We start from the raw sequence: 24,667 nt of genomic DNA on the forward strand, positions 1-24,667 counted from the left end.
CACGGCTATTTCATACCAATATGACCTGTATTGTGAGGTTAGGTATCTCGGACGAAGGACGGGTCATGGCGCGGCAGCTTCATCTCGGTGGGTTTCAGATCGCTTCGCAGGTCACGCACTCGCACGCGGCGTGGCGGCATCCCGGGTCGGATCCCGGGGTGTTCGATCACGCGCACTATCACCGGGTCGGGCGGATCCTGGAGCGGGGGAAGTTCGACTTCGTGTTCTTCGCCGATCTGCTGGCGGGGCCGAGCCGGTTCGGCGGGGGGATCGAGGAGGGGCTGCGGCGGGGTACCCAGGCGTCGGCGACGCTCGATCCGGTGCTCGTGGCGTCGAGCATCGCGGCGGTGACGCAGCGGCTGGGGGTCGCGGTCACCAAGAGCACGACGTACTTCCACCCGTATGACGTCGCGCGCGCCTTCGCGTCGCTCGACCACCTGAGCCGCGGGCGGGCGGGGTGGAACATCGTCACCTCACTGAGCCAGGCCGAGGCGCTGAACTTCGGCGTCGCCGAGCACCTCGAACACGACCTGCGCTACGACAAGGCCCAGGAGTTCGTGGAGGTCGCGGCGAAGCTGTGGGAGAGCTGGGACGCCGACGCGATCGTCGCGGACAAGGCGTCGGGCGTCTTCGCCGACCCGGACAAGATCCGCAGGGTCGACCATGACGGCAAGTTCTACAGGACACGGGGTCCGTTGAACGTCCCGCGCTCTCCGCAGGGACGTCCCGTGCTCATCCAGGCCGGTGCGTCGTCGAAGGGCAAGGACTTCGCCGCGCGCTGGGCGGAGGCGATCTTCGAGATCGATCCGACGCCCGAAGGCCGCCGCGCGTACTACGACGACATCAAGTCGCGTGTGTCCGACGCGGGCCGCGATCCGGAGAAGGTGCTGATCTTCCCGGCCGTGATGACGTTCGTGGGCGAGACCGAGTCCATCGCGCGCGAGAAGCAGGCGTTCCACAACGAGCTCGCCGACCCGGTCTCCGGCCTCATCACGCTGTCGACCCACACCGACCACGATTTCTCCCAGCATGACCTCGACGCCCCGGTCGAGGACATCAAGGTGCCGGGCACCCAGGGCCTGTTCGACGTCGCGCGCCGCCTCAGCGCCCGCGACAACCTGACCCTGCGCGACATCGGCAGGCTCTACGCCCAGGGGGTCCTCCTCCCGCAGTTCGTCGGCACCGCCTCCGACGTCGCCGACCAGCTGGAGGACGCCTTCCGCGGCGGCGAGGCCGACGGTTTCATGATCTCCGCGGCCCAGACGCCGGGCGCCTTCAACGACTTCGTCGACGCGGTCGTCCCCGAGCTCCAGCGCCGCGGCCTCTTCCGTGACGAGTACACCGGCACGACCCTCCGCGACCACCTCGGCCTGGACCCGGTGGCGGGGTAGCCCCGAAGTCGCCCACCCGATCGGGGTGGCAGGCCGTCCGGCCCGTCACCCCGATCGGCACGCGTGGGCGGAACGGCGCGTGATGACCGTGCCGCGGCGTCGTTCCACGCAGCGGAGCCCGTCGGGGAGTTCGGTGAAGGGCGGCTGCGCCCGATCGCGAGGGGACGCCGGCCGCCGTCGGTCAGGACATGGTGCTCAGTGCCCGCTCGGCTTCGGTCGACCAGGCTCCTTCCCGCTTCGGGTTCTCTCCGAGCGTCCGAATGCGACTGCTGTCGATCACCGTCCGCGACCAGCCCTGCCTCCGGGCTCCGTTCGACTCGCCCGGCAGGGCTTGGCGCAACTCGTCCCGCACGCCGGCCTCATGCGATCCCGCGGCCTGCGCGGGCACGCCGCCCCCGAGCCGAACCCCGGCCGACATGGCGGGAACGCGATACCCCCTTGTGCAGCACGAACAGGATCCCGCACGGCACCGTCCGGCCGTCCGGGCGAGGGCGGCGGCGCCTGTCCGCACGACCCTGGGAGGCAGCGGCTCGATCCGCTCCCACAGGCCGTCCGGCACGGTCCGCGGTGACTGCTCACCTCTTCGGACGAACCGGATGCAACACCACGGCATCGCCACCCGTCGCCCGATGAGCGCAGCTTGTTAGGAGCCCTTAGCGGTTGCCCGGCGCCGTGGGCACCCCTCGGAGGTCGCCGACTTCGATGAAGGCCCCGCGGGGGACCCGGGTCGTATGGGTTCGGGGGTGGCGGCGCGGGGACCTCGGTCGGGTGGGCGTCGGGGTCGGGGTCAGGTGTGCGGGGTGGCCAGGGCGCGGGGGCGGGTGGTGCGGGCGGTCCAGCGGCCGTGGTGGCGGTGGACCTCGATGGGGTGGGCGAAGGCTGCGGAGACGTGGGCGGTGGTGAGGGTGGACTCGACGGGGCCTGCGGCGACGACGCGGCCTTCGGCGAGGAGGAGGGCGTGGGTGGTGGAGGCTGGGAGTTCTTCGAGGTGGTGGGTGACGAGGACGGAGGCGAGCCGGGGGCGGGTCTCGGTGAGGAGGTCGATGGTCTCCAGGAGCTGTTCGCGGGCCGCGACGTCCAGGCCGGTGGACGGCTCGTCCAGGAGGAGGAGCCGTGGGTCGCTGATGAGGGCGCGCGCGATGAGGGTGCGGCCCCGCTCGCCCTGGGAGAGGGTCGGCCAGCGTTCTTCGGCCTTGCCCGCCAGGCCGAGGTCGGCGATCAGGGCGTCGGCCTTGGCGAGGTCCGCGGGTTCGGGGCTCCAGCGCGGTGGGATCTCGATGGTGCCGGTCATCCCGGTGAGCACGATGTCGCGAATGCGCAGGGGGGAGCGCAGCGGGTGCCGTGGGTTCACATGGCCGATCATCCGGCGCAGCGCCTGGAGCTCGACGCGGCCGAACCGTCCGCCCAGGACGTCCACGGTGCCCGACGTCGGGTGGGTGACCGCGCCGCAGAAGCCCAGGATCGTGCTCTTGCCCGCGCCGTTGGGGCCGAGCAATGCCCAGTGCTCGCCTTCGGAGACCCGGAGGCTGATCCCGTGCAGGATCTCCTTGTCCACCCGGCGGTAGGTCACGTCCTGGAGTTCCAGGACGGTGGCGGTGGTCTGCTGGGGGATCATGTGTAGGCCTCCTTCAGCCCTGTCAGATGGGCGCGGCTCAGTTCCGCGGCCGCCCGGGGGTCGCGCCGCGCGATGGCTTCGGTGAGTTCCTCGTGCGCCGCGTGGTCGGCCTCGGGGGAGGCCGGCGGACGGGTCCGCATCATGTCGACCATCGCGGTGCGCACGCGTGGGACGAAGCTGTCGAACAGCTCGATGAGCACGTCGTTGTGCGCGGCGACGATCACCGCGCGGTGGAAGGCCATGTCGGCGTCCACGTGGTCTTCGGCCGACCGTCCCGGCACCGCGCGGCCCGCGAGCGCCCGGCGCACCGCGCGCAGGTCGTTCGGGGTGCGGCGGGCCGCGGCCAGCGCGGCGGCCTCCGCCTCGATCGCCAGCCTGGCCTCCAGGACCGAGGTGACCGACGCACGGCGCAGCACCGCGTCCCAGTCCTCGGTGACGTCCAGGGCGGTGACGAACACCCCGACGCCCTGCCGGGAGTCCAGCACGCCCTTGCCCGCGAGCTCGCGGACGGCCTCCCGGAGGGTCGACCGGCCGATGCCGAGCTGGGCCGCCAGGGTCGTCTCCCCTGGGAGGCGGTGCCCGAGTCCCCACTCGCCCGCGCGGATGCGGGCGAGCAGTGCCTCGGCGGCCTGCGCCGCGAGTGGATGCCGCTGGACCGGAGCCGTCATCGTCCATCCCTCCGCCCGTCGGTGATCGACCCGTCGGTGATCGATCCGTGCCGACTGATCCGTGCCGACCGATCCCGTCCGATCTTTGATCGGTGCCCACGCTACACCCGATCCAAGGGTCGTCGAACCGGATATCGCAGGTCACCGGGCATGGACCCGTCAGCTTGTCTGAGGAGTGCTGCGCGCGGAGCCGGACACGCACGAGGCACCCGGCATCGGCCGGGTGCCTCGTGCGGAGGAAGGGGTCAGCCGACGAGGAGCGACTCCTTGAGCTCCTTCAGCTCGGCCTTGGTGAGCCCGAGACCCCGCTTCTCGTAGGCGGCGAAGGTGCCGAAGGACTTCTCGACCTGGTCGAAGCCCGCGTCGAGGTACTCGGCGCGGACGTCCAGCAGCGGCTTGTAGATCTCGGCCTGGGCCGCGGGCATCGACGCGAGCGCCGCGGCGTTGGCCTCGGCGCGGTAGTCGTTGCTGGCGAGGTAGTCGGCCATGATCGTCGTGCGCGGCACGCCGAGCGCGGTGAGCAGGGACGCGGTGGCCCAGCCGGTCCGGTCCTTGCCCGCGGTGCAGTGGTACAGCTCGGCGCGGAGGTCCGTGTCGGACAGGCCGTCGAAGAGGCTTCCGTACGCGGCCTGCGAGACCGCGGACGCCACCATGCTCCGCTCGCCCTGGATCATCATGTTCGCGGCGGCCTCGGCGGTCGTCGGCATCGTGTAGCCGGAGGAGCTGCCGGACACGTCGGCGACCACGTGCCGGATCCCTGCGGGCAGCTTGTCGGGCGCGGCCGCCCGCTCGGAGTCCATGCGCAGGTCGTAGGCGATCTTGACGCCGAGCCGCTTGAGCTCGGCCTGGTCGGCGGCGGTGAGCTTGTCGAGGGCGTCGGTGCGGTAGACCTCGCCCATCTTCACCCACTTGCCGTTCGCGGTGCGGTAGCCGCCGACGTCACGGAAGTTGACGGTGCCGTCGAGCCGCACGAGGCGGTCGGCGAGGTGCAGCGAGCCGCCGTGGTCCGGCACGAGGTCGAACCACCGCCGGTCGGCGGAGGGCAGGCCCTTGACCCGGACGGTCTCGGCGCCGTCGCCGCGGGCGACGGTCTTACCGGCGGCCTTGACGGCCACGTGCCTCACGCCGGGGGCCTTCCAGGCGATGGTGAAGGAGCCGTCCTCGTTCGCCTTGACCGTCGCCTCGGTGAAGGGGATGCGCGCGGTGTGCCGTTCCTTCGGGTGGTGGTCGTTCTCGTGGTGGTTCGGGGAGGCGGCGGCCCCGGTCGCGGCGGCGCCCAGCACGAGGGCGGCCGACGCCACCAGGGTCGAGACCGCCTTGACCGATGTCAGGTTCTTCATGACCCGGGACGTTCCTCCCGCTCGATGAACGGGAAGGGAAACGAGTGAACAACGGACCTTTAACGTTCCATGGTGGAGTAAAGAAACGCATGGTGCGCGAGGGGAAAGGCGGGAAGAGGGCACCTCCATGCGGAGCCCCCTCGGTGCGCTCCTGCGGCGGCCCGAGGAAGTCCCGAAGGAGAGGCGCCATGACCGAATCGCCCGCGACGCGACCCTGCACGGCCGGACTGGACGAGGCCGAGGCACGGACCTTCCCGTTCCACGCCCCCGACCGGCTGAACGTCGACCCCGCCTTCGCCGAGCTCCGGGAGAAGGAGCCCCTGTGCCCGGTGCGGCTCCCGTACGGCGAGCCGGCCTGGCTCGTCACCCGGCACGAGGACGTGAAGACGGTCCTCGCCGACCCGCGCTTCAGCAGGGCCGCCTCCGTCGAGCACGACGAGCCGCGCATGCGGCCGTACGAGGGGCTCCCCGACAGCATCATGGCGCTGGACCCGCCAGAGCACACACGGCTGCGCGGCTCGGTCGCCAAGGCGTTCACCGCGCGCCGGGTCGAGCTGCTGCGCCCCCGGACCCGGGCCATCGCCGACGAACTGGTCGACCGGATGCTCGCCGAGGGGCCGCCCGCCGACCTCGTCGCCGACTTCGCGCTGCCGCTGCCCGTCACCGTCATCTGCGAGCTGCTCGGCGTGCCCTACGCCGACCGCGGTGAGTTCCGGCAGTGGTCGGAGGCGCTGCTCTCCACCACGAAGTACACCGAGGCGGAGATCATGGACGCCTCCGGGCAGCTCCTCGGCTACATGGGGAAGCTCGTCGCGGAGCACCGTCGCGCACCCCAGGACGACCTGCTCAGCGCGCTGGTGGCGGCGCGTGACGAGCGGGACAGGCTCACCGAGAGAGAGCTCGTCGTCCTCGGCGTCAGCATCCTCGTGGCGGGACACGAGACGACCGCGACGCAGATCCCGAACTTCGTCTACACGCTGCTCGCCGAGCCCGCCCGTCTCGCGGCCCTGCGTGAGCATCCGGAGGCGATCCCGCACGCCGTCGAGGAGCTGATGCGCTACGTCCCGCTGGGGAGCGGCGCGGCGATCCCCCGGTACGCGAAGGAGGACGTCGAGCTGAGCGGGGGCACCGTGTGCGCGGGGGACGCGGTGCTCGTCGCGCTGTCCTCGGCGAACCGCGACCCGTCCGTCTACCCCGACCCCGACCGGCTCGACCTCTCCCGCGCGGAGACGTCGCACCTGGGCTTCGGCCACGGGCCGCACCACTGCCTCGGCGCCCAGCTCGCCCGGATGGAGCTCCAGGTCGCGCTGGAGACGCTGATCGGGAGGCTGCCCGGTCTCCGCTTCGCCGACTCCGCCGGCGACGTCGTGTGGAAGTCCGCCGCCGTCATCCAGGGCCCCGAGCGCATGCCGATCGCCTGGGACGTCCCGTGACGGCCGCCGGCAGCGGTGTCAACGAGGGGTCCGCGTCCGGCGGGAGGGGGAAGTGGAAGGTGGAGGTGGACCGCTCGGTCTGCATCGGCTCGGGCGTCTGCGCGGGCAGCGTGCCCGAGCACTTCGCCCTGCGCGGGGGACGCTCCACGCCGCTGCATCCCGAGACCGCCCCGGACGACAGGCTCATCGGCGCCGCGGACTCGTGCCCGGTGGAGGCCATCAGCGTCATCGACCCGATGACGGGAGAGGTCATCGCACCCGTTGAGTGACCTGCCTTGGCCGTCGGCGGAACCGGCTTCCCTGGGCGCTCGCGCGGTGGCGGCGGGAGCGCATCGTGAAGCAGGGCAGGAGAAACCGCAGGTAGGGGCTGGTTCATGTCCGGCCGTTAGGGAAATGTTGTTTCCCTCTAAGGAACAAGGGTGTCGGGACCGTCCGGTGACGGCGTAGGATCGCGCCGTCGCCGGACGGGTGTCCGGCGGCGTTCCGCAACGCCGGGCGCGCCGGACGGGCCGCGTCGGCGGCGGAATCCGGCCCGCCTCGTCTCAGGAGTCGCCATGCGCAGGGCAGTCGTCACGGGGAGCACCAAGGGCATCGGCTTCGCGCTGGCCCGTGAACTGCTGCGGAGGGGGAACTCCGTGATGGTCACCGGACGTACCGCCGAGGCCGTCGACGACGCCGTCGAACGGCTGCGGCCGGAGGCGACGGACAAGGCCGAGGTCCACGGGCACGCCGTGGACGTCACCGACCCGGCGGCGGTCGAGGGCCTGTGGGACGCCGCGACCTCCGCGCTCGGCGGCGTGGACCTGTGGATCAACAACGCGGGCGTCGCCCATACCACCCGGCCCATCGTGGACACCGCGCCCGGCGACGTCCGCGCGATGGTGACCACCAACATGCTCGGCACCGTGTACGGCGCGCAGGTCGCGGTCCGCGGGATGCTCGCGGCCGGCGGCGGCCAGCTCTTCAACGTGCTCGGCGGCGGCAGCGACGGGAGCATCCGCCCCGGCATGGGCGTCTACTCGGCGACGAAGCGCGGCCTGGACTCCTTCACCAGCGCGCTGGTCAAGGAGGTGTCCGGGACCGCCGTGCGGGTCGGCCGGATCAGCCCCGGCATCCTCATCACCGAAGGCTGGCTCCGCGAGGCCGCCGTCGCGCCCGACCAGGTGACGAGCCAGCGCAAGATCCTCAACATCCTGTGCGACCATGTGGACGACGTCGCGCCCTACCTCGTCGACAAGGTGCTGGCGAGCGGCAAGAACGGCGACGCGATCGCCTGGCTCACCACGGGGCGGATGGCCCGCAAGTTCCTCTCCCCGGGCAAGCGCGACGTCCTCGGCCGCTACGAACTCTGACGACGGAAGAATCGTACGGGCGTGGTGGAGACCGGCTCGTCACCTTCACCGAAGGTGACTCCATGGTCACCGAATGGCCAGGCCGATGCCCCTTCGAGGCCACTGGTGCGGCCGGGGTCGCTGCGGCCACGATCTGTGTCATGGCGAACACGTTCCAGCGTGCCAAGATCGGCGGCGTCTTCACGGCGATGGACGTCGACGGCGACGGCGCGCTCACCGAGTCGGACTTCCACCGGCTCGCCGCCCGCTGGACCGCCGTGCGCGCCGACGGCGACCACGCGCGGCTGACCGCCGTGATGACGGGCTGGTGGTCCGTCCTGCGCGCCGCCGCGGACGCCGACGGCGACGGCCGGGTCACCCTCGAGGAGGTCCTGGCCGTGGCGGACACGCTGCCCGCCGCACCGGAGGCGATGAACGCCACCGCGGAGGCGATGTTCGAGGCGGTCGACGAGAACGCCGACGGACGCATCTCCCGCGCCGAGTACCGCACCCTCATCGAGGCCTGGACCGGCCGCCCCACCGACACCGACACCGTGTTCCCCAAGCTCGACCTCGACGGCGACGGCCACCTGTCCCGTGCGGAGTTCCTGCTGCTGTGGCGCGACTTCTGGGCGGGGGACACCCCGGGAACTCCGGGCGCGTGGCTCTTCGGCCCCTTCCCCGCCGAGGCCAAGCGCTTATCCCCGAAGGGCTCGGCCGCGCCGTCGCCCGGGAGAGGACCCCGCCGCTCGGACGACGGCGGGGCGCCCGGAAGGGGGCGCGGCCCTGCCCGTCGGCGCCGATGGGCCCGGTCAGGGCGTGTGCGGAAGCGCGCCGTACGCGGTGACGGACAGGAACCGGATGGGGAGTTCCCGGAGTTCGATGGGCCCGTGCGGTCCCTCGCCGTCGAACTGGAGGGAGTCGCCGGGGGACATCTCGTAGCGGGAGGTGCCGTGCCCGTAGGTCATGACGCCGTCGAGCATGTAGAGGAACTCGGTGCCCGCGTGCTGGAACAGCGGGAACACCTCACTCGCGTCGGTGAGGGTCACCAGCAGCGGCTCGATCCGCTTGTGCTCGCCGCGCAGCGACCCGAGCTGCTCGTACAGGTGGCCGACGTTGCTGCCGCGCCGCACGATCCGGGCTCCGTGTCCGGACGGCACGAACACCGCCTCGCGCTCGGCCTCCACGCCGCGGAACAGCGCGGTCACCGGCACCTCGAGCGCGTCCGCCAGACGGGCCAGCGTCGAGAGGCTGCACGAGGTCTGCGCGTTCTCGATCTTGGACAGCATCGCCTTGGACATCCCGGTCTGCTCCGCCAGAAGGGCGAGTGAGACCCGCCTGCTCAGTCGGTACTCGCGAACCCGAACGGCGATGATCTCCTCAAGCGACACCTGCCCAGGATAGGGCCAGCCCTCTCGCCGGGAAGCATCCCGCGGGCCCTCGCCGCCCTGCGCCCCCGGGCTCCCACCCGATCGAGGAGGGCCCGCCTGCCGCCCCCTCCGGGCGGCGACCCGTGCGTTCGGCCCTCTCTGGCGCCGCGCGTGCGGGAAAAGCGGGCGAAGGCTTGCCCGCTGAGGGGTGCGTGCGATGTCGTCTGTTCGTAGCGCGGGTTTACTGCGGCGCAACCCGAAGGGGTTTCATCGTGTTTATCGTTGTTTCCCCCAGGTGGATGTTCGGGTTCGGGGGACCTGTCCGGTGGTGAGGGAGGGGCGGCGGATGCGGGAACGGGAAGCGGTGGGCGTCGATCCGGGGGCGACGAGTGTGCCCCGGCTGGGACGGGAGGTGCCCGAGGTGGACCCGACGGGACGGGACTACGCGGTGCTGGCGCTCGGCCCGGCCGCCAGGCCGGTCGCCGCGGCCTGGGCACGGCGGATCGAGGAGTCCGGGGCGACCTCGTGGGTCTCGTACGCGCCCGCGCTCAGCGACGGGGTCATCGCCGCGTTCCGGGAGAGGCTCGCGGTGGCCTCGGTCGGCTGGCGGCTCATGCTTTGCGGACCGGAGCACGAGGTGCTGCGGCTGCGCGGCGAGGCGGTGCTGGCCGGGGCGCTGCCCGCCGAGATCCGGATGCACGCGACCGCCGATGGGCACCGCCGCGTCTACTGCGCGCACTGCCGCCATGTGACGTCCGGCGACATCGCCGTCGGCGAGCTGCTGGTCTGCGGAGGCTGCGGCCTCACCCTCGTCTGCTACCACCACTTCTCCCGCAGGCTCGCGGCCTACCTCGCCTACCAGGCCGACGCGGAGGCGATCGCATGAGCGAGGGCTCGGGGGGCCGCCCGGGTCGCCGGGCCGAGGCGGCAGGGTGAGCGAGGGACGGGAGCTCGTGGTCCGGGCCGCGGTGGACGCCGCGCCCCGGGTCCGGTCGCTGCGCCTGGCCAGGCCGGACGGCGGGCCGCTGCCCGCGTACGTGCCCGGCAGCCACCTCGTGGTCGAGTGCGACGGAGCGCGCAACGCCTACTCCCTGACGGGGTCGGGAGCCGCATCCGACGAGTACCCCGTCTCGGTGCTGCTCCGTCCGGACGGGGCGGGCGGTTCGGCCTGGATGCACCGGCTCCGGCCCGGCGAGAGGGTGCGGGCGTCCGGTCCGCGCAGCGCGTTCGCCCCGGTGGCGACGGCCCGGCGGCACCTGCTCGTCGCGGGCGGCATCGGCATCACACCGCTGCTGTCGCATGTGCGGTCGGCCCTCGCCTGGGACCGCGACTTCCGCCTCCTCTACGGCCACCGGAAGGGCGGCGCGGCGCACCTCGCGGAACTCCGCGAGCTGTGCGGGGACAGGCTGCGCACGTACACGAGCCGGGAGACCCTGCTCGCCGCCGCCACCGCGCGCTTGTCCGCCCAGCCCCTGGGGACCCACCTCTACCTGTGCGGTCCCGCGGGCATGATCGACGCGGTCCGCGACCTCGCCCGGGTCGCCGGATGGCCGGACGGACGCGTCCACATCGAGCGTTTCGCCGGTGCCGATCTCGACCCGGGCGCGCCCTTCACCGCCCGGCTGCGCCGAAGCGGCCGGATCGTCGAGGTCCCCTCCGGCGTCAGCCTCCTCGACGCGCTGGAGAGATCCGGGATCGCGGTGCCGAACCTGTGCCGCCAGGGCGTGTGCGGCGAATGCCGCATACCGCTCGCCGCAGGGCGGCCGGAACACCGCGACCTGTACCTGTCGGCGGCCGAACGGGCCTCCGGCACGGCACTGATGTGCTGCGTGTCGCGCGGCACCGAGCTGGAACTCGACCTGTAGCCAGGAGGCGCAGATGGCCCGCACGACGACCGCGCCCGGCGGACGCGCCGCGCGATTCCCCTTCCCGTTCACCTCGGACGGCTACCGGTACGCGGTGAACGTCGAGCCGGCCCGCGCCCCCGTGCGCACCGCGGCGGGCGGCTGGGGCGAGACCGTCGTCGACGTGGACGACGACTACCGCGCCGAGCTCGCCGAGCGTGCCCGCATCCTCGCGGCGGATCCCACCCGGTGCACGGTCCTGCCGCACATGCGCGCGGCCTCCTGGGACGCGCTCCTGTACCTTCTGCGGGAGCTCGCCGCGGGCCATGCCGGCGTGATGGCGCTGACCGACCTCGGCGGCGGGCGCATGTCCTGGCGCAACGATCTCCTCGGCGTCGACCTCGCCTTCACCGTCGGCGACGACACCGGGGTGCCGGGCGGGCCGCTCGCCTTCGCCGGGAGCCAGGTCCAGGAGGACATCGTCCTGCTCGACCAGCGCGAGGACGCCCTGTGGGCGGACGCCGGCCTGGTCACCTTCGCCGCCGACTGGTCGCTGAACTTCGACGTCGGCATGTCCTTCCTCGAGGTGCACGGCCCCGTCCCGCGCGTCCACGCGACCGGTGTCGTCCCGCGCGCCCAGGCGTTCCTCATGCGGCTCGCCCCCGGCCGGGAGTACCGGCGGACGAACTGGACGGTGACGGCGGGCCACCGCCTCGACACCTCGACCGAGGCCTACCCCGAGTGGGGACGGGAGCGGGCGCTCGCCGCCGCGTCCCCCGAGACGCTCGGGGACACCCTCCACCTGCGGGTCGAGGTCCAGCACCTGCTGCGGCTGGCGCCCTCCGGAGCCGTCCTTTTCCTCATCCGGACGCATCTCCTGGGCCTGCGCGAGGTCGCCCGCGTGCCGGAGTGGCGGCACCGCTTCGCGGCGGTCCTCACGGAGCTGCCGGACGACCTCGTGGACTACAAGGGCCTCAGCCGGTACCGCGACGGCATCGTCGCCTGGCTCGCCGCGGCGGGCGGGTCACATCGTGTTGACGATGAGGCCGATGTGGGTGAAGTAGTTGAGCGCGCCGAACAGGAGGAACAGCACGCCGGCGATCGCCCAGCACCACAGGAGCACCTTGGCGAGGCCGGGGCGGCGCCCGCCGAGGGCGAACGGGAAGAGCACCGCGCCGAAGCCGACGAGGAAGTACAGCAGTGAGATGAACACCGCCTCGACCATCGGGTGGTCGGCGAGGAGGCCCGAGATCGGCTCCTCCTTCGGCGCGGCGAACAGCTGGTACCAGATCCCCGCGGCGGCGATCCCCCAGCAGGCGAGGCCCATGCCGAAGACGAACACCGACACCGGACCGGCGAGCCCGGCGAGGTGCCGTTCGCGTTCCGGGTGCTCTTCGAGGATGCGTCCGCGCCGCCACAGATAGGCGCCCGCGCCGAGCAGCAGCACGCCGAACGCCAAGGCGGGCTCGCCGAAGACGATGTTGTCGAACGGGAAGCCCCCGGCGGCGAGCGGCCAGGTGAGGGTCATGTGCAGGCCGGTCAGCGTGAGGATCGTGCCCAGCACGCCGAACGCCAGCGCGAATCCCTCGGTGTGCAGCTCGCCGGCGGGCTCGGCCAGCCGCCGCCAGAGCCCGACGACGAGGAGCAGCCCGGCTCCCGCCGCGACGGCCATGATGGTGTTGTAGGTGGGCATCTCGGCCCAGTTGATCTTCAACGCGGCCTGGACGGCCTCCGCGTCTGAGATCCCCATGTGCGCCCCCTTTTCGGCCCCTTAGCCCGCCCGTACCCTCCGTCCCTCCCGATCGCTCCCGCCAAATCACCAAAAACCCACCATTCCGGCTTGGCGCGCCGTGCCTCGCCTCGTGCGCCCGCGATGCCCGGAACGGGCCTCCCGCCACGTCCTGGAACGGGGTACCGTGCGCCTCGGTGAAGGACTAGAGGCTCAGACCCTGGTACCGGGAGGAATCGACCATGCGCGTCACCATGCCCGCACTCAAGGAGTACAAGCGGACGGGACGGCGGTTCACGATGATGACCGCCTACGACCACCAGACGGCCCAGATCCTCGATGAGGCTGGAGTGCCGGTCCTGCTCGTCGGCGACACCCTGGGCATCTTCTTCGAGGGGATGCCGACGACCGTCGGCGTCTCCATGGACACGATGGTCCACCACTGCCGGGCGGTCTCCACCGCGGCGAAGTCTGCCCTCGTGGTCGGCGACTTGCCTTTCGGCTCCTACCAGGAGTCCGTCAGGCAGGCCGTCGGCAACGCGGTCCGGCTCGTCCAGCAGGGGGGCGCCCAGGCCGTCAAGCTGGAAGGGCCGCGGCCGGAGGAGGTGGCCGCGATCGCCGGGGCCGGCATCCCGGTGATCGGGCATCTCGGACTCACCCCGCAGTCGGTGCACGTCCAGGGCCGCAGCCGGGTGCAGGCCCGCACCGCGACGGCGGTGGAGCGGCTCGTCGACGACGCGCGGGCGCTGGCGAAGGCCGGTGCGTCCGCACTCGTGCTGGAGGCCGTGCCGACCGAGGCGGGCCGCCTCGTCACCGAGGCGCTCGAGGTGCCGACGATCGGCATCGGCGCGGGACCGCACTGCGACGCCCAGGTCCTCGTCACCACCGAGATCCTCGGCCTGTCCGCCGGACCCCGGCCCCGCTTCGCCAAGCTCTACGCCGACCTGCGCGGCGAGATCTCCGACGTCGCCCGCACGGTCGTCGCCGAGGTGGAGACCGGCCGCTACCCCGCCCCCGAGCACTCCTACGACTGGGACATCGTCGCGTCCTGACGGCGGGCAGTGCCCGGTGCGCCCGGCCCGGCGTCGGCGCGGGAGCTTCGCGGAGATGGAGGCTTACTGCGTAAAGGCGGTGGGCCGGGCGAGCCAGAGGGTGCGAGCGGTGCGGAGGTGGAGGGGGAGGTGCGCTGCGCCTTCGGTGGCGAGGTCGTCCATGGCGGTGCGGTCGGTGGGGGTGAGGCGGGACGCGAGGCGGGTGTAGAGGCGGTCGAGGCTCAGGTGGGCGTAGCGGCGGGCCTCGGGAGTGACGGGGGAAGGGAGGTCGGACTCCAGGACGCGGTGCGTCTCGATGGTGAAACCGGCCTCGGTGAGAAGGGCGGTCCAGTCGGCGGCGCGGTGCGGGAGGTGCGCGGCGTTCTCGGCGGCGAGGGCCTCGGCGACGCGGGCTTCCAGGCCGAGCGGCACGGTGTCGTCCTGGAGGAAGGTGGGGAAGCCGGGCATTTCCAGGACGGCCAGGAGGCCCCCCGGGGCCAGGAGGGCGCCGATGTCGCGGAGGACGCGGGCCGGGTCGGCGAAGTGGTGCAGGGAGTTGGAGGCCCAGACGAGGTCGGGGCGGTCGAAGTCGGGCCAGGCGCCGTCGAGGTCGGTGAGGGAGGGGGAGATCCGGCCGAGGAGGCCGAGGGCGACGGCGCGTTCGCGCAGGTGCTTGAGGTGGCGCGCGGACCCGTCCACGGCGACGGCGGACGCCTCGGGGAACCGGCGCAGCAGGGCGAAGGTGCCCGCGCCCGTGCCCGCGCCGAGGTCGAGGACCTGCTGCGGAGGGGTGTCCCCGGCGGCCTCGGCGATCAGTGAGGTCGCCTCGTCCATGAGGTCGGAGAAGACCTCGGCGTCGAGGTCGAGGATCTCGAGGAGCGCGGTCTCCTCGCCCTCCCCGTCGTGGCCGTGGCCATGCCCATGGCCGTGCTCCTGGGACCGGTGATGTGTGTGGTGCTCGTGGTGGTTCTCCATGTCCCCAGCGTAAGCCGCGTTTGCAGTAGAGGCATACCATCTTGCGTATGAAGCAAGACGACGAGGTGGACGCCCTGGTCCGGGCCCGGATCCGGGGCCTGCGGACCGCCCTGGGCTGGTCCCTCGACGAACTGGCGGCGCGCTGCCATCTGAGCCCGTCCACGCTCAGCCGGATCGAGACCGGGCACCGCAGGCTCGGCCTCGACCAGCTCACCGCGATCGCCCGGGCCCTCGGCGCGACCCTGGACCAGCTCGTCGAGCCCGCGGGCGACGCCGACGTGGTGATCCGCCCGCACCACGACGCCGACCGTGGGGTCACCACCTGGCTGCTGAGCCGCGAACCCGGCCTGACCGTCGCGAAGATGCGGATCACCGGGCCGGTCCCCGCCGACCTCAAGGTCCACCCGGGCCGCGACTGGTTCATCGTCCTGGCCGGCGTCGTCGAACTGCGCCTCGCCGAGCGCTCGATCATCGTCCGGGCGGGAGAGGCCGCGGAGTTCTCGACCATGGTCCCGCACGCCTTCGGCGCGCACGACGGCCCGGCGGAGATCCTCGCCGTCCTCGATCACGACGGACGCCGGATCCACCTCCACCCCGCCCCCTGACCCGGGCCGATCACACCGTCCGTGTTCCGGCGTGACGGATCTGGGAACGTTCCCCGGGGGCGGCCGTCGCGCGGGGGCGTCGGCTGCGAGCCGCGCGGAGGGGGCGTCCGATGGGCGAGACGGAGGCTGCGGGCAGGGCGAGGGCCGACGCGCTCGTGCTGTTCGGGATCACGGGCGACCTCGCGGAGAAGATGGTGCTGCCCGCCCTCTACGGCCTGGTGAGCCAGGGTTTCGCGCTCGGCCCGGTGATCGGCGTGACCCGGAGCGCCTGGTCGCTGGACCGGTTGCGCGCCCACGTCAGGGAGGCGGTCTCCGAGCACGGGACCGTCGACGGCGGCGCGCTCGACGAACTGCTCGGCCTGCTCCGCGTCGCCCGGGTCGACTACAGCGACCCCGGCAGCTTCCAGAGCATCGCCCGGGAGGCCGAAGGCTGCCGGGTCCTCGCCCACTATCTGGCACTGCCGCCCGACCTGTACGAGTCCGCCGCGCGCTGTCTGTCCGAGGCGGGACTGAGCGAGAACTCCCGCCTGGTCGTCGAGAAGCCCTTCGGGCACGACCTGGAGTCGGCTCGCGCGCTCCAGGCCGAGCTGACGAAGTACTTCCCTGACGAGGCGATCCGCCGGGTCGACCACTACCTCGGCAAGGAGTCGGTCGAGAACCTCCTGACGTTCCGCGCCGCCAACACCATGATCGACACGATCCTGCACCGGAACCACGTCCGCGGGGTCCAGCTCACCGCCGCCGAGAACTTCGACGTCGCCGACCGCGGCGGCTTCTACGACGCGACGGGCTGCCTCCGCGACGTCGTCCAGAACCACCTGCTCCAGACACTCGCCTACTTCGTCATGGACACCCCGCGCAGTGGCTCGCCCGAGGACGTCCTCGCCGAACGCACCCGCGCGCTCAGGTCGATCCGCACGGTCCTCCCCGAGGACTACATCAACGGCCAGTACGAGGGCTACCTCGCGACCGAGGGCGTCGCGCCGGACTCGACCACCGACACCTACGCCGCGCTGCGCCTCTACGTCGACACCGACCGCTGGGCGGGCGTCCCGTTCACGCTCCGCGCGGGCAAGAGCCTCGCGGTGAGCGCGACCGAGCTCGCGGTCGAGTTCAACCGGCCCGTCGCGGGCTACCACCACACGGTGTGCGCGCAGAAGGCCGCGCCGAACCTCATGCGGCTGCACTTCGAGCCGCACGCCGGCGTCACGTTCCAGGTGCTGGCCCGGCGCGGCGCCGACGAGACCGTCGTCGACGAGCTGACGAACAAGCTCGACTTCCCGCACCTGTCCAGGTCGCGCCCCTACGAGCACGTGCTCGCCGCGGCGGTCACGGGCGACCCGACCCGGTTCTCCACCATGGAGGCCATCACCGAGTGCTGGCGCGTCGTCTCCGAGCTGCTGCCCGCCCCGTTCGCGCCCATCTCCTACGCCCCGGGCACCTGGGGCCCGCCCGAGGCCGCCCGCCTCACCAGCGACGAATCCTGGCACGCCCCGCAGGTCCCCTGACCCGGCCGACGGTCAGGGCGCCGCCACCGCCGAGGGGATCAGGCGGGGAGGCCGTCCCAGAACTCCTGCAGCACCGCCGCGGCGCGGGCGGGATCCTCGAGCATCCACCAGTGGCCCGCGCCGGGCAGCTCGGTGACGTGCGCCCCGGCGCGCGCGGCGGCGGCGCGGGTGTTGGCCTCGGGAAGGAACGCGTCTTTGGCCGGTGCGATGACCAGGCCCGGCGCGCCGACGTCCACGAACGCGGGAGCCCATTCGGCGCCGACGTGCACGGCCGACCGGTAGAGGGTGAGGATGCAGCGGGCCATCATCTCGTCGAGGCCGGTCAGCCCGTCGGTCGCGTCCAGGGGAAGACCCAGGTCGCGCAGGCCCGCGAGGTAGTCGTCCGCCGACAGCGTCGTCATGGCGGAGAGGAGGTCCTCGCCGACCCCGGGCGTCTGGAAGAGCCTGGCGTGCTCGTGCCACTCGTACGCCGGGTCCGCGAGGGCCGCGGCGTCGGTCGCCCAGGAGCGCACAAGGTCGGGGCGGAGGCTGACCAGCCGGACCACGAGGCCGCCTCCCCAGTCGTGTCCGACCAGGTCGACCGGGCCCTGTCCGCCGAGTTCGGCGACGGCCTCCGTGAGCCACGCGGCATAGCCCTCCTTGGTGGCCTGGAAGCCGGGAGGCAGCGGGCGGCCGAAGCCGGGCAGCCGGAGCGCGACGACGTCGTCGCGGCGCAGCCGCGCGCGAAGGGGGCCCCAGAGCTCGGCGGTCTCCGGCACTCCATGGACGAGGACGGCGGGCATCGCACTCCTTTCGAGCGGGCGCTTCCGGCCGGATCGAGCACGCGACCCGCCTGAGACTCGAGTCCCAATTAGTACCGGCGCACCCGACCCGGCACAAGGGACCCGGGCGAGGCGACCGGTGCGGAGCCGGGTTCCCGACGTCCAGGGCGAAACGGGCAATCGTGTACACGGCCGCGCGGGAGGAATTACGATCTAGGCGCTATGACTGTGCCGGCGGCCAGATACGAACTCGAATCCCTGATCGGCGAGGGCGGGATGGGGCAGGTCTGGCGGGCGCGCGACCGGGTGCTGGACCGGGTCGTCGCGGTGAAGCGGATCAGGTTTCCCGACGGGGTCTCGGCCGCGGAGCGGATGGTGCTCTGCCGTCGCATGATCCGCGAGGCGCGGGCCGCCGCGGCGGTGCGGCATCCTTCGGTCGTGGCCGTGCACGACGTGCTCGAGGAGGACGGCGTGCCCTGCGTCATCATGGAGCTCGTCGAGGGGCGATCGCTGCGCGCGGCGCTGCCGCTGCCGCCGGGCCAGGCCGCGCGGATAGGGCTCGCGGTGCTGTCCGCGCTGTCGGCCGCGCACGCGGCGGGCGTCGTGCACCGCGACGTGACTCCGGGCAACGTGCTGCTCGCCGACGACGGACGCGTGGTCCTGACGGACTTCGGCATCGCCGCCGTGACGGGGGAGGAGGCCCTGACCCGGACCGGCGTGCTCGTCGGCTCGCCGGGGTTCCTGCCGCCCGAGCGGCTGACGGGCGGCGTCCACGGTCCCGAAGGCGACCTGTTCTCTCTGGGCGCGACGCTGTACGCGGCGGTCACGGGCCACGGCCCGTTCCGGCGCGGCACCGAGGCGGCGACACTCGCGGCGACGGTCCTCGACCCGCCCGCGCGGCTGCGCGGGGCCGGTCCGCTCGGCCCGCTGGTCGCGCGCCTGCTGCGCAAGGACCCGGCGGCCCGCCCGCGGCACGCCGCGGTCGAACGGGCGCTGCGCCGGGCCGCGGGGGAGCGCGTGCCCTGGTGGGAGCGGGCCGCCCTACTGCCGGACGTCCGCTGGGAGTACGGCTGGCTCTCCGTCGCCGCCGCCGTCTCCCTCTGGTTCCTGCTCGCCGACACGATCCCCCACGACGCCCGCTACCGCGGCCTCGACGTGTGCGCCGTCGCCGCCGACCTGCCCGGCGTGGGGCTCCACATGGTCGGCGCGCCCAAGTGCGTGCTGGAACTGCCGGACGAAGCCGGCACCCTGACGGTCTCCTGGTGGGACACCCCGAACCCCCGGGCCGCCCGCGCTCGGTTCGCCCGGCTCCGCGAGAGCGAGGGCCTGGGCAAGGACACTCCTGTGCGCGGCCTCGGCGACGCCGCCTTCGCCGCCCCCTACGCGGTCGGCGTCTACTTCCGGGACGGCGCCCTGGTCGTCGGCGTCACCAGGGGCGAATACGACCAGGGCGCCTACCCGCGGTCCCTCTGGCACGCCCTTCAGGCGGCCCGCCCATGACCCGGCTCGCGGGGCGGTACACGCTGGGGGAGGTGCTCGGGGAAGGGGGGATGGGGCGGGTCTGGCGGGCCTACGACGACGTCACGCGGCGGGAGGTGGCCGTCAAGGAGATCCATGCGCGGGTGAGCGCGGAGCGCGCGATCCGGGAGGCGCGGGCGATGGCGCGGCTCCGGCACGCGGAGATCGTGCGGATCCACGACGTCCTCGATGTGGACGACCGGCCGTGGATCGTCATGGAACTGCTCGACGGGCGGGCGCTGGACGAGGTGATCGCCGAGCGGGGCGGGCTGCCGCCGGAGGAGGTCGCCGCGATCGGCAGGGGCGTGCTGCGGGCGCTGCGGCACGCGCACCGCCAGGGCGTCGTGCACCGCGATGTGAAGCCGGCCAACGTGTTCGTCCGCCCCGACGGACGGATCGTGCTCACCGACTTCGGGATCTCCAGCCTCGACGGGGAGGACAGGCTGACGGCCACGGGCTTCGCGATCGGGACGCCGGGGTTCGTCGCGCCCGAGCGGCTGCGTCACGCCGACCTGCCGCCGGAGCCCGCGGCCGACCTGTTCTCGCTCGGCGCGCTCCTCTACATGGCGCTCACGGGCACCGCCCCGTTCGCCCGCGCGACCCCGCTGGCGTCGCTCACCGCGCCGCTGACGGACCGGCCCGCCCGTCCGGCCGGCCCGCCCGCGCTCGTCGCGGCGATCCTCGGCATGCTGTCCGCGGACCCGGGCAGACGTGCCGCGGCCGCGCACCGGCTGACCGAGCCGCGCGTCACCGCGCCCGCCCGCGAGGCGTTCCGGGGAGTCCGGTTGCTCGGGGCGGTGCTGACCGGCAAGGTCACCGTCCGCGAAGCGCTCCGGCCGGCCCGCGAGCTCAGAGGCGTGCTGATCGGAGTGGTCGCCGTCGCCTCGGTGATGGGGCTCGGCTACGCGCTGCGCGGCGTCCCCGACCCCTCCGGAGACCCCGCTTCGCCCAGCCCGAGTTCCTCGTCCTCGCTCTCGCCCCGGTCGCCGCTCCCCGCTTCCACCCCGGTCCTCGACTTCCCCGTCCCCACCCTTGACCCGGACGACCTGGAATCCCTCATGCCGACCCGGACCTTCGACCTCCCCACGGTGGACGTATGCGACATACAGCCCGACTTGTGCTGACCGCCCTTCGCCTCCACACCTGGCTCGCCGTGCTGCTCGCGGCGGCCGCCGGCTACCCGCTGGCCGCGGCCGTCGGCGTCCCCTACGCCGAAGACGGCCGCTTTCACGACCTCGGCGCCTTCCTCCTCCTGGCCGCCGCCACCTCGGCCGTCCTCACCCGCCTGATCCGCCGCGCCATCCGCCGCCACTGGCTCCTCGCCGCGGCCGCCCACCTGCTCGTCCTGACGGTCCTGCTCAAGGCCGCCCTCTTCACCGGCCCCGCCTACGCCTGGCTCCCCGCCCTCCCCGTCCTCGCCATGACCGCCTTCCTGACGGTGACCGCCTTCTCCCTGCGCTGACTCACACCGAACGGCCCGGCATCGAGGACGTCATCCCCGGCGGTACTCGGCGAAGAGAACGGCCAGGTGCGTCGGAGCGCAGCGCAGGTTCCGGCCCCTTGGCGTTTTCGAGTCGCGCACCTCGATGAACGTGCCATCGCGTTTGAGTTCCACGCACTCGTCGTGCATGGCGGAATAGGTCGACCTTCTGAAGGAGTTCCGGCCTCGGCGCATGCGGTGCCCTACCCGGCGGACCTGAGCTCGGCGAGCGCCCGCTCCGTCTTGAGCGTGCCCGGATGGTCGGTGCCGAGCACGCGGCGCTGTATCGGGCCGAGCTCCTCGAGTCGCTTTCTCGCAGTTCTTCTTCTGCCCCGTTCCAGAAGAATCTTCGCCAATTCATAGCGAGTGCTCAGGACGTGTCCGTGCTCAACGCCGAAACCACGGACGAGTCCGGGAAGAACCGCCTGGTATTCGTCCTCCGCCGCGGTGAGCCGTCCCTGCCGGTGGAGGACGGCCGCGATGCGCTTGCGCGTGACCAGGGTGTCGGGATGGTCGGAGCCTAGAATGCGTGATTGGTCGGCGTGGACGTCACGGCATTCGCGTTCTGCCTCGTCGAGTAGTTCGGACGTGCGCGAGTGCAGATGCGCGAGAACGGCTCTGGCGATCAACGTATCGGGATGGTCCGCGCCGAGGGTCGCGTGCCGCCGCCTGATCACTTCCCGATACTGCTCCTCGGCCGTTGCCGTCTTTCCCTGACCGGCCAGACACAACCCGAGTTCGTGACGGGTCGCCAGGGTGCCGGGACCGTCGGCCCCAAGGGATCTCTCGCGGAACACCAGAACTTCACGGACGATGCGCTCGGCGCTTCCCGGATCACCGAGCAACCGGGTCGTCTGCGCCTGGACCAGGCGAAGCGAAAGGACGACCGGATGCTCGTCGCCGAGTCTTGCGGTGGCCTTCAACGTTTCCTCGATGAGCTGGGACGCGGTGAAGTACCGGCTGTTCCAGCCCAGGGCGGCCGCGATCTTCTCGGCGACCTCCGCGGCCTGTGCCAAGGAGGGGTCGTCTCCATGGGAGGCCTTCGCCTGAAGTAGCTCGGCCAGGTGGGGAAGGAAGGACGACCATGCCGGGGAATGCTCGGGATTTCGGAATTCGAGGCGGGCGACCGCCGCGGCCAGCAGGTCGAGGCAGACGTTCTCGTGGCGGTCCGGCTCGTCGTCGTCGAGGCGCAGGATCTCCACGACCAGCGGATGGACGGTCAGCGTTTCGGCACCGGATCCCGACGATCCCAGGGTGATCAGGCCCGTGTGCGCCAGCGCCCGCAGACCCGCGGCGCTCCGTGTCCCGTCGTCCAGGCCGCATCCGCGGGCGAAGACCTCGTGGTCGAGCAGTTCGCATGGGAAGGGCACGCCGCCCGCGAGCCTGGCGAGGACCCGCATCTGTGCGCCGGCGGAGGGATGCCCGTTCGCGACGAGCGCATCCAGGGTCAATCGCCAGGTGCTCCGCACAATGGATCGATCGTCGGCGCCGACCGCCATCAGCTGGGGAAACCGCTCGGTGAGCGCCTGGGCGTAAGAGGTGAAGGAGCGTTCGGGATTGAACGGCGAGGTGAGGTGGAGTCCGGCATGATGCAGTGCCAAAGGCAGTCCGCCCAGCCGGTCGGAGAGGTCGCGGGCCTCCTGAAAGGATCCCGCTCGGGGGGCGAAGTCACACAGGATCCGCGCGCCCTGTTCGGCGGGAAGCCAGCCGACGGTGTGCGGGGTGACATGCCGTCCCCAGGCCAGGGGGTCGCTGTTGCGGCTGGTGACCAGGATGAGGCCCGCAGAGGTGGGCCGGATCCAGCCCGAGTTGTCCTGTACCGCGCGTCCGTGTCGGGACAGCGTGTGCGGGTCGTCCACATTGTCGATGACCAGGAGCCAGCCGTTCCGAGATTCCAGGAACCGCCACAGCAGGTCCGCGGGATCACGTCTGCCCTGCGACACCGCCTCGACGTCCTGGGCCGTGGCGCCCAGGGACTGCGCCAGGGACATCAGATCCGAGAACAGGGAATGCGCTTCCGCTCCGGAGACCCACCACACATCGCACCCCGCGGAAAGGCGCTCATCGGCGATCTGGAGCGCGATGGTCGTCTTTCCGGTGCCGCCCAATCCACCCAGGAGATGCACTGCCTGGTCGGGTCGCTGTGCGAGGGCGCGGAGCACACCGAGGATCTCCGATCTGCCGCGCACCTGTGCGGGAAGCCTGCCGGTCGGAGGGCGGAGAATTCCCCGGGGCGCACCGGAATCGGCCGGCCGTTCCGAGGCATTCGGTGTGCGCCGCAATTGGCCCCAGGCGATCAATGTCGTCGCCATCGCGACCAGAAGACCTCCCGCAGCGATCACCGACTCGAGATCCATGGCTGAATCATAGGGCGGGACGGGTTCGAATCCGAGGTCTTGTCAACGCTTCGAAATGGGCGCTGCGCGCGCTAGGGGACCAGGACGGCGGCGCCGTTGACGCGGTCGGCGGCGAGGTCGGTGAGGGCACGGTCGGCTTCCGCGAGCGGGTAGGTGACGGTCTCGACGCGGAGGGGGAGGCGGGCGGCGAGGCGGAGGAACTCCTCGCCGTCGGCGCGGGTGTTGGAGGTGACGGAGGTGATGCGGCGTTCCTGGAAGAGATGGCGCCGGTAGTCGAGGGCGGGGACGTCGGTCAGATGGATGCCCGCGACGGCCAGGGTGCCGCCGCGGTCGAGACGTGCGAGCGCGGCGGGGACCAGGTCGCCCGCGGGAGCGAAGATGATCGCGGAGTCCAGGGGCTCGGGTGCCGGGTCGAAGGAGCCGGCCGCGGAGTCCGCGCCCAGGTCCAGGGCCAGGCGCCGGGCGGGCTCGGCGCGGGTGAAGACGTGGACGCGGGCGCCCTGGGCGAGGGCGATCTGGGCCGCCAGGTGTGCCGAACCGCCGAAGCCCCAGAGGCCGAGGCGGCCTCCCGGAGGCAGGGCCGCCAGGCGCAGCGCCCGATAGCCGATGATGCCCGCGCACAGGAGCGGAGCCGCCTCGACGTCGCCGAGTCCCTCGGGAAGGGCGTAGACGTAGGCGTCCTCGGCCAGCGCGTATTCGGCGTAGCCCCCGTGCGCGTCCCATCCGGTGTACTGCGAGTGCGGGCACAGGTTCTCGGCGCCGCGCCGGCAGTATCCGCACCGTCCGCAGGTCGAGCGGAGCCACGCGGCGCCCACCCGGTCGCCGACCGCGTGGTGCGCGCCGGGTCCGGCCGCGACGACCTCGCCGACGATCTCGTGGCCGGGCGTCACCGCGGCGAGGTGGACCGGCAGGTCCCCTTCGGCCACGTGCAGGTCGGTCCGGCACACTCCGCACGCCAGGACCCTGAGCAGTAGTTCGCCCGCGCCCGGTGCGGGCACGTCCCGCTCGACCGGTACCAGCGGTCCCGACGCCATCGGCCCCGGCCGCCGGACACTCCACGCCCGCATCCGCGTCACCATCCCCCCGGCACCGCACCGAGCGACGCGACCTTGCCCAGGAACCGGCCGACCGAGGGGTCCGAGTCCGCCTCCCACGTGGGCGCCTCGGCGACGGGGAACCAGCGGGTCGCGCAGATCTCCCCGGGGTCGGGGACGAGCGGGGCCGTCGCGTCGGCGGCGAAGAGGAACCACAGGCAGACGTCGGTGTGCGCGTGCGGAGGCACGAACTCGTTGATGGCGAGGAAGACCGGGGCGGCCCCGGCGGACGGGTGGAAGGGTGGGCGGAGTCCGAGTTCCTCGCGGAGTTCGCGGAGGACGGCGAGGCGGGGGTCCTCGTCGTAGTCCACATGTCCGCCGGGTGGAAGCCACAGGCCCGATTTGAGGTGCTCGACCAAGAGGAGGGCGCCCGCGGACTCGTCAAGGAGCGCCGCATAGACGACGAGGTGCTTGTGCGAGGTCGCGGGTCCGTCCGTGCGGAAGATCGGCGCGCCCGAGTCGAGCCACGCCAGGGTCCGCGCCAGGTGGACGGCCTCGGTGTCGTCGCCGGGCGGGATGGCCCGCACGAGGGTTCTGACGGTCTCGCGGGGGTCGCTGTCGGGGGTCATGCTGCACGCCTCCTGTCGGCGGGAGTCGGGCCGGTCGCGGCGGTGCGC

23 protein-coding genes and 2 pseudogenes are annotated in these 24,667 nt (G+C 72.5%); 14 read left to right on the top strand and 11 right to left on the bottom strand.

Annotation, left to right across the window (positions count from 1 at the left end; genetic code table 11):
* The first annotated feature begins 65 nt into the window (after positions 1-65).
* The gene (locus EDD29_RS18570; RefSeq protein WP_123665622.1) at positions 66-1,391 is read left to right on the top strand and encodes an LLM class flavin-dependent oxidoreductase; all 1,326 of its coding nucleotides are present in this window, start codon (positions 66-68) and stop codon (positions 1,389-1,391) included.
* A 787-nt stretch (positions 1,392-2,178) separates the two neighbouring features.
* Here EDD29_RS18570 and EDD29_RS18575 read toward each other — a convergent pair.
* The 3 genes from EDD29_RS18575 to EDD29_RS18585 form a co-directional block, all read right to left on the bottom strand.
* Positions 2,179-3,006, bottom strand: coding sequence for an ABC transporter ATP-binding protein (locus tag EDD29_RS18575; protein ID WP_123665623.1), 828 nt, complete (start codon positions 3,004-3,006; stop codon positions 2,179-2,181).
* Complete coding sequence (locus tag EDD29_RS18580) at positions 3,003-3,674, bottom strand: FadR/GntR family transcriptional regulator (RefSeq protein ID WP_123665624.1); 672 nt, start codon at positions 3,672-3,674, stop codon at positions 3,003-3,005. The genes EDD29_RS18575 and EDD29_RS18580 overlap by 4 nt, the downstream gene beginning before the upstream one ends.
* Positions 3,675-3,919: 245 nt before the next feature.
* Positions 3,920-5,014, bottom strand: coding sequence for a tyrosine-protein phosphatase (locus EDD29_RS18585; RefSeq protein WP_123665625.1), 1,095 nt, complete (start codon positions 5,012-5,014; stop codon positions 3,920-3,922).
* Positions 5,015-5,202: 188 nt separating this feature from the next.
* Here EDD29_RS18585 and EDD29_RS18590 point away from each other — a divergent pair, with 188 nt between their 5' ends.
* The 4 genes and pseudogenes from EDD29_RS18590 to EDD29_RS46970 form a co-directional block, all read left to right on the top strand.
* Positions 5,203-6,447, top strand: coding sequence for a cytochrome P450 (locus EDD29_RS18590; RefSeq protein WP_123665626.1), 1,245 nt, complete (start codon positions 5,203-5,205; stop codon positions 6,445-6,447).
* A 59-nt stretch (positions 6,448-6,506) separates the two neighbouring features.
* Positions 6,507-6,716, top strand: a complete 210-nt coding sequence (locus EDD29_RS18595) for a ferredoxin (RefSeq protein WP_211359785.1) — start codon at positions 6,507-6,509, stop codon at positions 6,714-6,716.
* Positions 6,717-7,001: 285 nt separating this feature from the next.
* Complete coding sequence (locus EDD29_RS18600; protein ID WP_123665628.1) at positions 7,002-7,799, top strand: SDR family NAD(P)-dependent oxidoreductase; 798 nt, start codon at positions 7,002-7,004, stop codon at positions 7,797-7,799.
* Positions 7,800-8,230: 431 nt separating this feature from the next.
* Positions 8,231-8,362 (top strand): annotated as a pseudogene (locus EDD29_RS46970) (EF-hand domain-containing protein); the annotation flags it as partial.
* A 228-nt stretch (positions 8,363-8,590) separates the two neighbouring features.
* Here EDD29_RS46970 and EDD29_RS18610 read toward each other — a convergent pair.
* On the bottom strand, positions 8,591-9,169 hold the full coding sequence (locus EDD29_RS18610) for a helix-turn-helix domain-containing protein (protein WP_123665629.1): 579 nt from the start codon (positions 9,167-9,169) through the stop codon (positions 8,591-8,593).
* Positions 9,170-9,494: 325 nt separating this feature from the next.
* Here EDD29_RS18610 and EDD29_RS18615 point away from each other — a divergent pair, with 325 nt between their 5' ends.
* From EDD29_RS18615 to EDD29_RS18625, 3 genes and pseudogenes are all read left to right on the top strand, one after another.
* Complete coding sequence (locus tag EDD29_RS18615; protein WP_123665630.1) at positions 9,495-10,034, top strand: dimethylamine monooxygenase subunit DmmA family protein; 540 nt, start codon at positions 9,495-9,497, stop codon at positions 10,032-10,034.
* A gap of 46 nt (positions 10,035-10,080) precedes the next feature.
* The gene (locus tag EDD29_RS18620) at positions 10,081-11,013 is read left to right on the top strand and encodes a PDR/VanB family oxidoreductase (protein ID WP_246052841.1); all 933 of its coding nucleotides are present in this window, start codon (positions 10,081-10,083) and stop codon (positions 11,011-11,013) included.
* A 13-nt stretch (positions 11,014-11,026) separates the two neighbouring features.
* Positions 11,027-11,977 (top strand): annotated as a pseudogene (locus tag EDD29_RS18625) (heme-dependent oxidative N-demethylase family protein); the annotation flags it as partial.
* A gap of 39 nt (positions 11,978-12,016) precedes the next feature.
* On the opposite strand, the gene EDD29_RS18630 reads toward EDD29_RS18625, so the two are convergent.
* Positions 12,017-12,742 carry a DUF981 family protein gene (locus EDD29_RS18630; RefSeq protein WP_123665632.1) on the bottom strand — a complete coding sequence of 242 codons (726 nt, stop codon included), beginning with the start codon at positions 12,740-12,742 and terminating at the stop codon, positions 12,017-12,019.
* A gap of 221 nt (positions 12,743-12,963) precedes the next feature.
* Here EDD29_RS18630 and panB point away from each other — a divergent pair, with 221 nt between their 5' ends.
* Positions 12,964-13,773, top strand: a complete 810-nt coding sequence (panB, locus tag EDD29_RS18635; protein ID WP_123665633.1) for a 3-methyl-2-oxobutanoate hydroxymethyltransferase — start codon at positions 12,964-12,966, stop codon at positions 13,771-13,773.
* A 63-nt stretch (positions 13,774-13,836) separates the two neighbouring features.
* On the opposite strand, the gene EDD29_RS18640 is transcribed toward panB, so the two are convergent.
* Entirely contained in the window at positions 13,837-14,727 is an 891-nt protein-coding gene (locus EDD29_RS18640) for a class I SAM-dependent methyltransferase (RefSeq protein ID WP_123665634.1), read from the bottom strand.
* Between the two features lie 47 nt (positions 14,728-14,774).
* On the opposite strand from EDD29_RS18640, the gene EDD29_RS18645 reads away from it, so the two are divergent.
* Complete coding sequence (locus tag EDD29_RS18645) at positions 14,775-15,332, top strand: helix-turn-helix domain-containing protein (protein ID WP_123665635.1); 558 nt, start codon at positions 14,775-14,777, stop codon at positions 15,330-15,332.
* Positions 15,333-15,442: 110 nt separating this feature from the next.
* Positions 15,443-16,840 (top strand): glucose-6-phosphate dehydrogenase, encoded by a 1,398-nt coding sequence (locus EDD29_RS18650; protein WP_123665636.1) that lies wholly within the window; start codon positions 15,443-15,445, stop codon positions 16,838-16,840.
* A 38-nt stretch (positions 16,841-16,878) separates the two neighbouring features.
* Here the strand turns inward: EDD29_RS18650 and EDD29_RS18655 are convergent, their stop codons facing one another.
* Positions 16,879-17,622 carry an alpha/beta fold hydrolase gene (locus EDD29_RS18655; RefSeq protein WP_123665637.1) on the bottom strand — a complete coding sequence of 248 codons (744 nt, stop codon included), beginning with the start codon at positions 17,620-17,622 and terminating at the stop codon, positions 16,879-16,881.
* Between the two features lie 201 nt (positions 17,623-17,823).
* On the opposite strand from EDD29_RS18655, the gene EDD29_RS18660 reads away from it, so the two are divergent.
* The 3 genes from EDD29_RS18660 to EDD29_RS18670 are packed head-to-tail and all read left to right on the top strand — an operon-like array spanning position 17,824 to position 20,581.
* A complete protein-coding gene (locus tag EDD29_RS18660) occupies positions 17,824-19,101 on the top strand; it encodes a serine/threonine-protein kinase (protein ID WP_123665638.1) in 1,278 nt (425 codons plus the stop codon).
* Positions 19,098-20,243 (top strand): serine/threonine-protein kinase, encoded by a 1,146-nt coding sequence (locus tag EDD29_RS18665; RefSeq protein ID WP_123665639.1) that lies wholly within the window; start codon positions 19,098-19,100, stop codon positions 20,241-20,243. The genes EDD29_RS18660 and EDD29_RS18665 overlap by 4 nt, the downstream gene beginning before the upstream one ends.
* Positions 20,237-20,581, top strand: coding sequence for a hypothetical protein (locus tag EDD29_RS18670; RefSeq protein WP_123665640.1), 345 nt, complete (start codon positions 20,237-20,239; stop codon positions 20,579-20,581). Before EDD29_RS18665 ends, EDD29_RS18670 begins: the two co-directional genes overlap by 7 nt.
* 30 nt (positions 20,582-20,611) lie before the next feature.
* Here EDD29_RS18670 and EDD29_RS48115 read toward each other — a convergent pair whose 3' ends face one another.
* The 4 genes from EDD29_RS48115 to EDD29_RS18690 form a co-directional block, all read right to left on the bottom strand.
* Positions 20,612-20,794 carry a DUF397 domain-containing protein gene (locus tag EDD29_RS48115; protein WP_123665641.1) on the bottom strand — a complete coding sequence of 61 codons (183 nt, stop codon included), beginning with the start codon at positions 20,792-20,794 and terminating at the stop codon, positions 20,612-20,614.
* Positions 20,795-20,802: 8 nt separating this feature from the next.
* The gene (locus EDD29_RS18680) at positions 20,803-22,956 is read right to left on the bottom strand and encodes a tetratricopeptide repeat protein (protein ID WP_123665642.1); all 2,154 of its coding nucleotides are present in this window, start codon (positions 22,954-22,956) and stop codon (positions 20,803-20,805) included.
* A gap of 71 nt (positions 22,957-23,027) precedes the next feature.
* A complete protein-coding gene (locus EDD29_RS18685) occupies positions 23,028-24,023 on the bottom strand; it encodes a zinc-dependent alcohol dehydrogenase family protein (protein ID WP_123665643.1) in 996 nt (331 codons plus the stop codon).
* Positions 24,024-24,028: 5 nt separating this feature from the next.
* Positions 24,029-24,619: an NUDIX hydrolase gene (locus tag EDD29_RS18690; RefSeq protein WP_123665644.1), complete on the bottom strand. Its 591-nt coding sequence runs from the start codon at positions 24,617-24,619 to the stop codon at positions 24,029-24,031.
* Positions 24,620-24,667 lie beyond the last annotated feature (48 nt).

It is taken from the genome of Actinocorallia herbida, assembly GCF_003751225.1.
Taxonomy (GTDB): domain Bacteria; phylum Actinomycetota; class Actinomycetes; order Streptosporangiales; family Streptosporangiaceae; genus Actinocorallia; species Actinocorallia herbida.

Bases quoted from the DNA above. Each gene is read 5' to 3' on its own strand.
- EDD29_RS18585 (WP_123665625.1), bottom strand. From the start codon at position 5,014: ATGAAGAACCTGACATCGGTCAAGGCGGTCTCGACCCTGGTGGCGTCG.
- EDD29_RS18690 (WP_123665644.1), bottom strand. From the start codon at position 24,619: ATGACCCCCGACAGCGACCCCCGCGAGACCGTCAGAACCCTCGTGCGG.
- EDD29_RS18615 (WP_123665630.1), top strand. From the start codon at position 9,495: ATGCGGGAACGGGAAGCGGTGGGCGTCGATCCGGGGGCGACGAGTGTG.
- EDD29_RS18645 (WP_123665635.1), top strand. From the start codon at position 14,775: ATGAAGCAAGACGACGAGGTGGACGCCCTGGTCCGGGCCCGGATCCGG.
- EDD29_RS18685 (WP_123665643.1), bottom strand. From the start codon at position 24,023: ATGCGGGCGTGGAGTGTCCGGCGGCCGGGGCCGATGGCGTCGGGACCG.
- EDD29_RS18575 (WP_123665623.1), bottom strand. From the start codon at position 3,006: ATGATCCCCCAGCAGACCACCGCCACCGTCCTGGAACTCCAGGACGTG.
- EDD29_RS18600 (WP_123665628.1), top strand. From the start codon at position 7,002: ATGCGCAGGGCAGTCGTCACGGGGAGCACCAAGGGCATCGGCTTCGCG.
- EDD29_RS18570 (WP_123665622.1), top strand. From the start codon at position 66: ATGGCGCGGCAGCTTCATCTCGGTGGGTTTCAGATCGCTTCGCAGGTC.
- EDD29_RS18655 (WP_123665637.1), bottom strand. From the start codon at position 17,622: ATGCCCGCCGTCCTCGTCCATGGAGTGCCGGAGACCGCCGAGCTCTGG.
- panB (WP_123665633.1), top strand. From the start codon at position 12,964: ATGCGCGTCACCATGCCCGCACTCAAGGAGTACAAGCGGACGGGACGG.
- EDD29_RS18680 (WP_123665642.1), bottom strand. From the start codon at position 22,956: ATGGATCTCGAGTCGGTGATCGCTGCGGGAGGTCTTCTGGTCGCGATG.
- EDD29_RS18660 (WP_123665638.1), top strand. From the start codon at position 17,824: ATGACTGTGCCGGCGGCCAGATACGAACTCGAATCCCTGATCGGCGAG.
- EDD29_RS18640 (WP_123665634.1), bottom strand. From the start codon at position 14,727: ATGGAGAACCACCACGAGCACCACACACATCACCGGTCCCAGGAGCAC.
- EDD29_RS18630 (WP_123665632.1), bottom strand. From the start codon at position 12,742: ATGGGGATCTCAGACGCGGAGGCCGTCCAGGCCGCGTTGAAGATCAAC.
- EDD29_RS18590 (WP_123665626.1), top strand. From the start codon at position 5,203: ATGACCGAATCGCCCGCGACGCGACCCTGCACGGCCGGACTGGACGAG.
- EDD29_RS48115 (WP_123665641.1), bottom strand. From the start codon at position 20,794: ATGCGCCGAGGCCGGAACTCCTTCAGAAGGTCGACCTATTCCGCCATG.
- EDD29_RS18665 (WP_123665639.1), top strand. From the start codon at position 19,098: ATGACCCGGCTCGCGGGGCGGTACACGCTGGGGGAGGTGCTCGGGGAA.
- EDD29_RS18650 (WP_123665636.1), top strand. From the start codon at position 15,443: ATGGGCGAGACGGAGGCTGCGGGCAGGGCGAGGGCCGACGCGCTCGTG.
- EDD29_RS18580 (WP_123665624.1), bottom strand. From the start codon at position 3,674: ATGACGGCTCCGGTCCAGCGGCATCCACTCGCGGCGCAGGCCGCCGAG.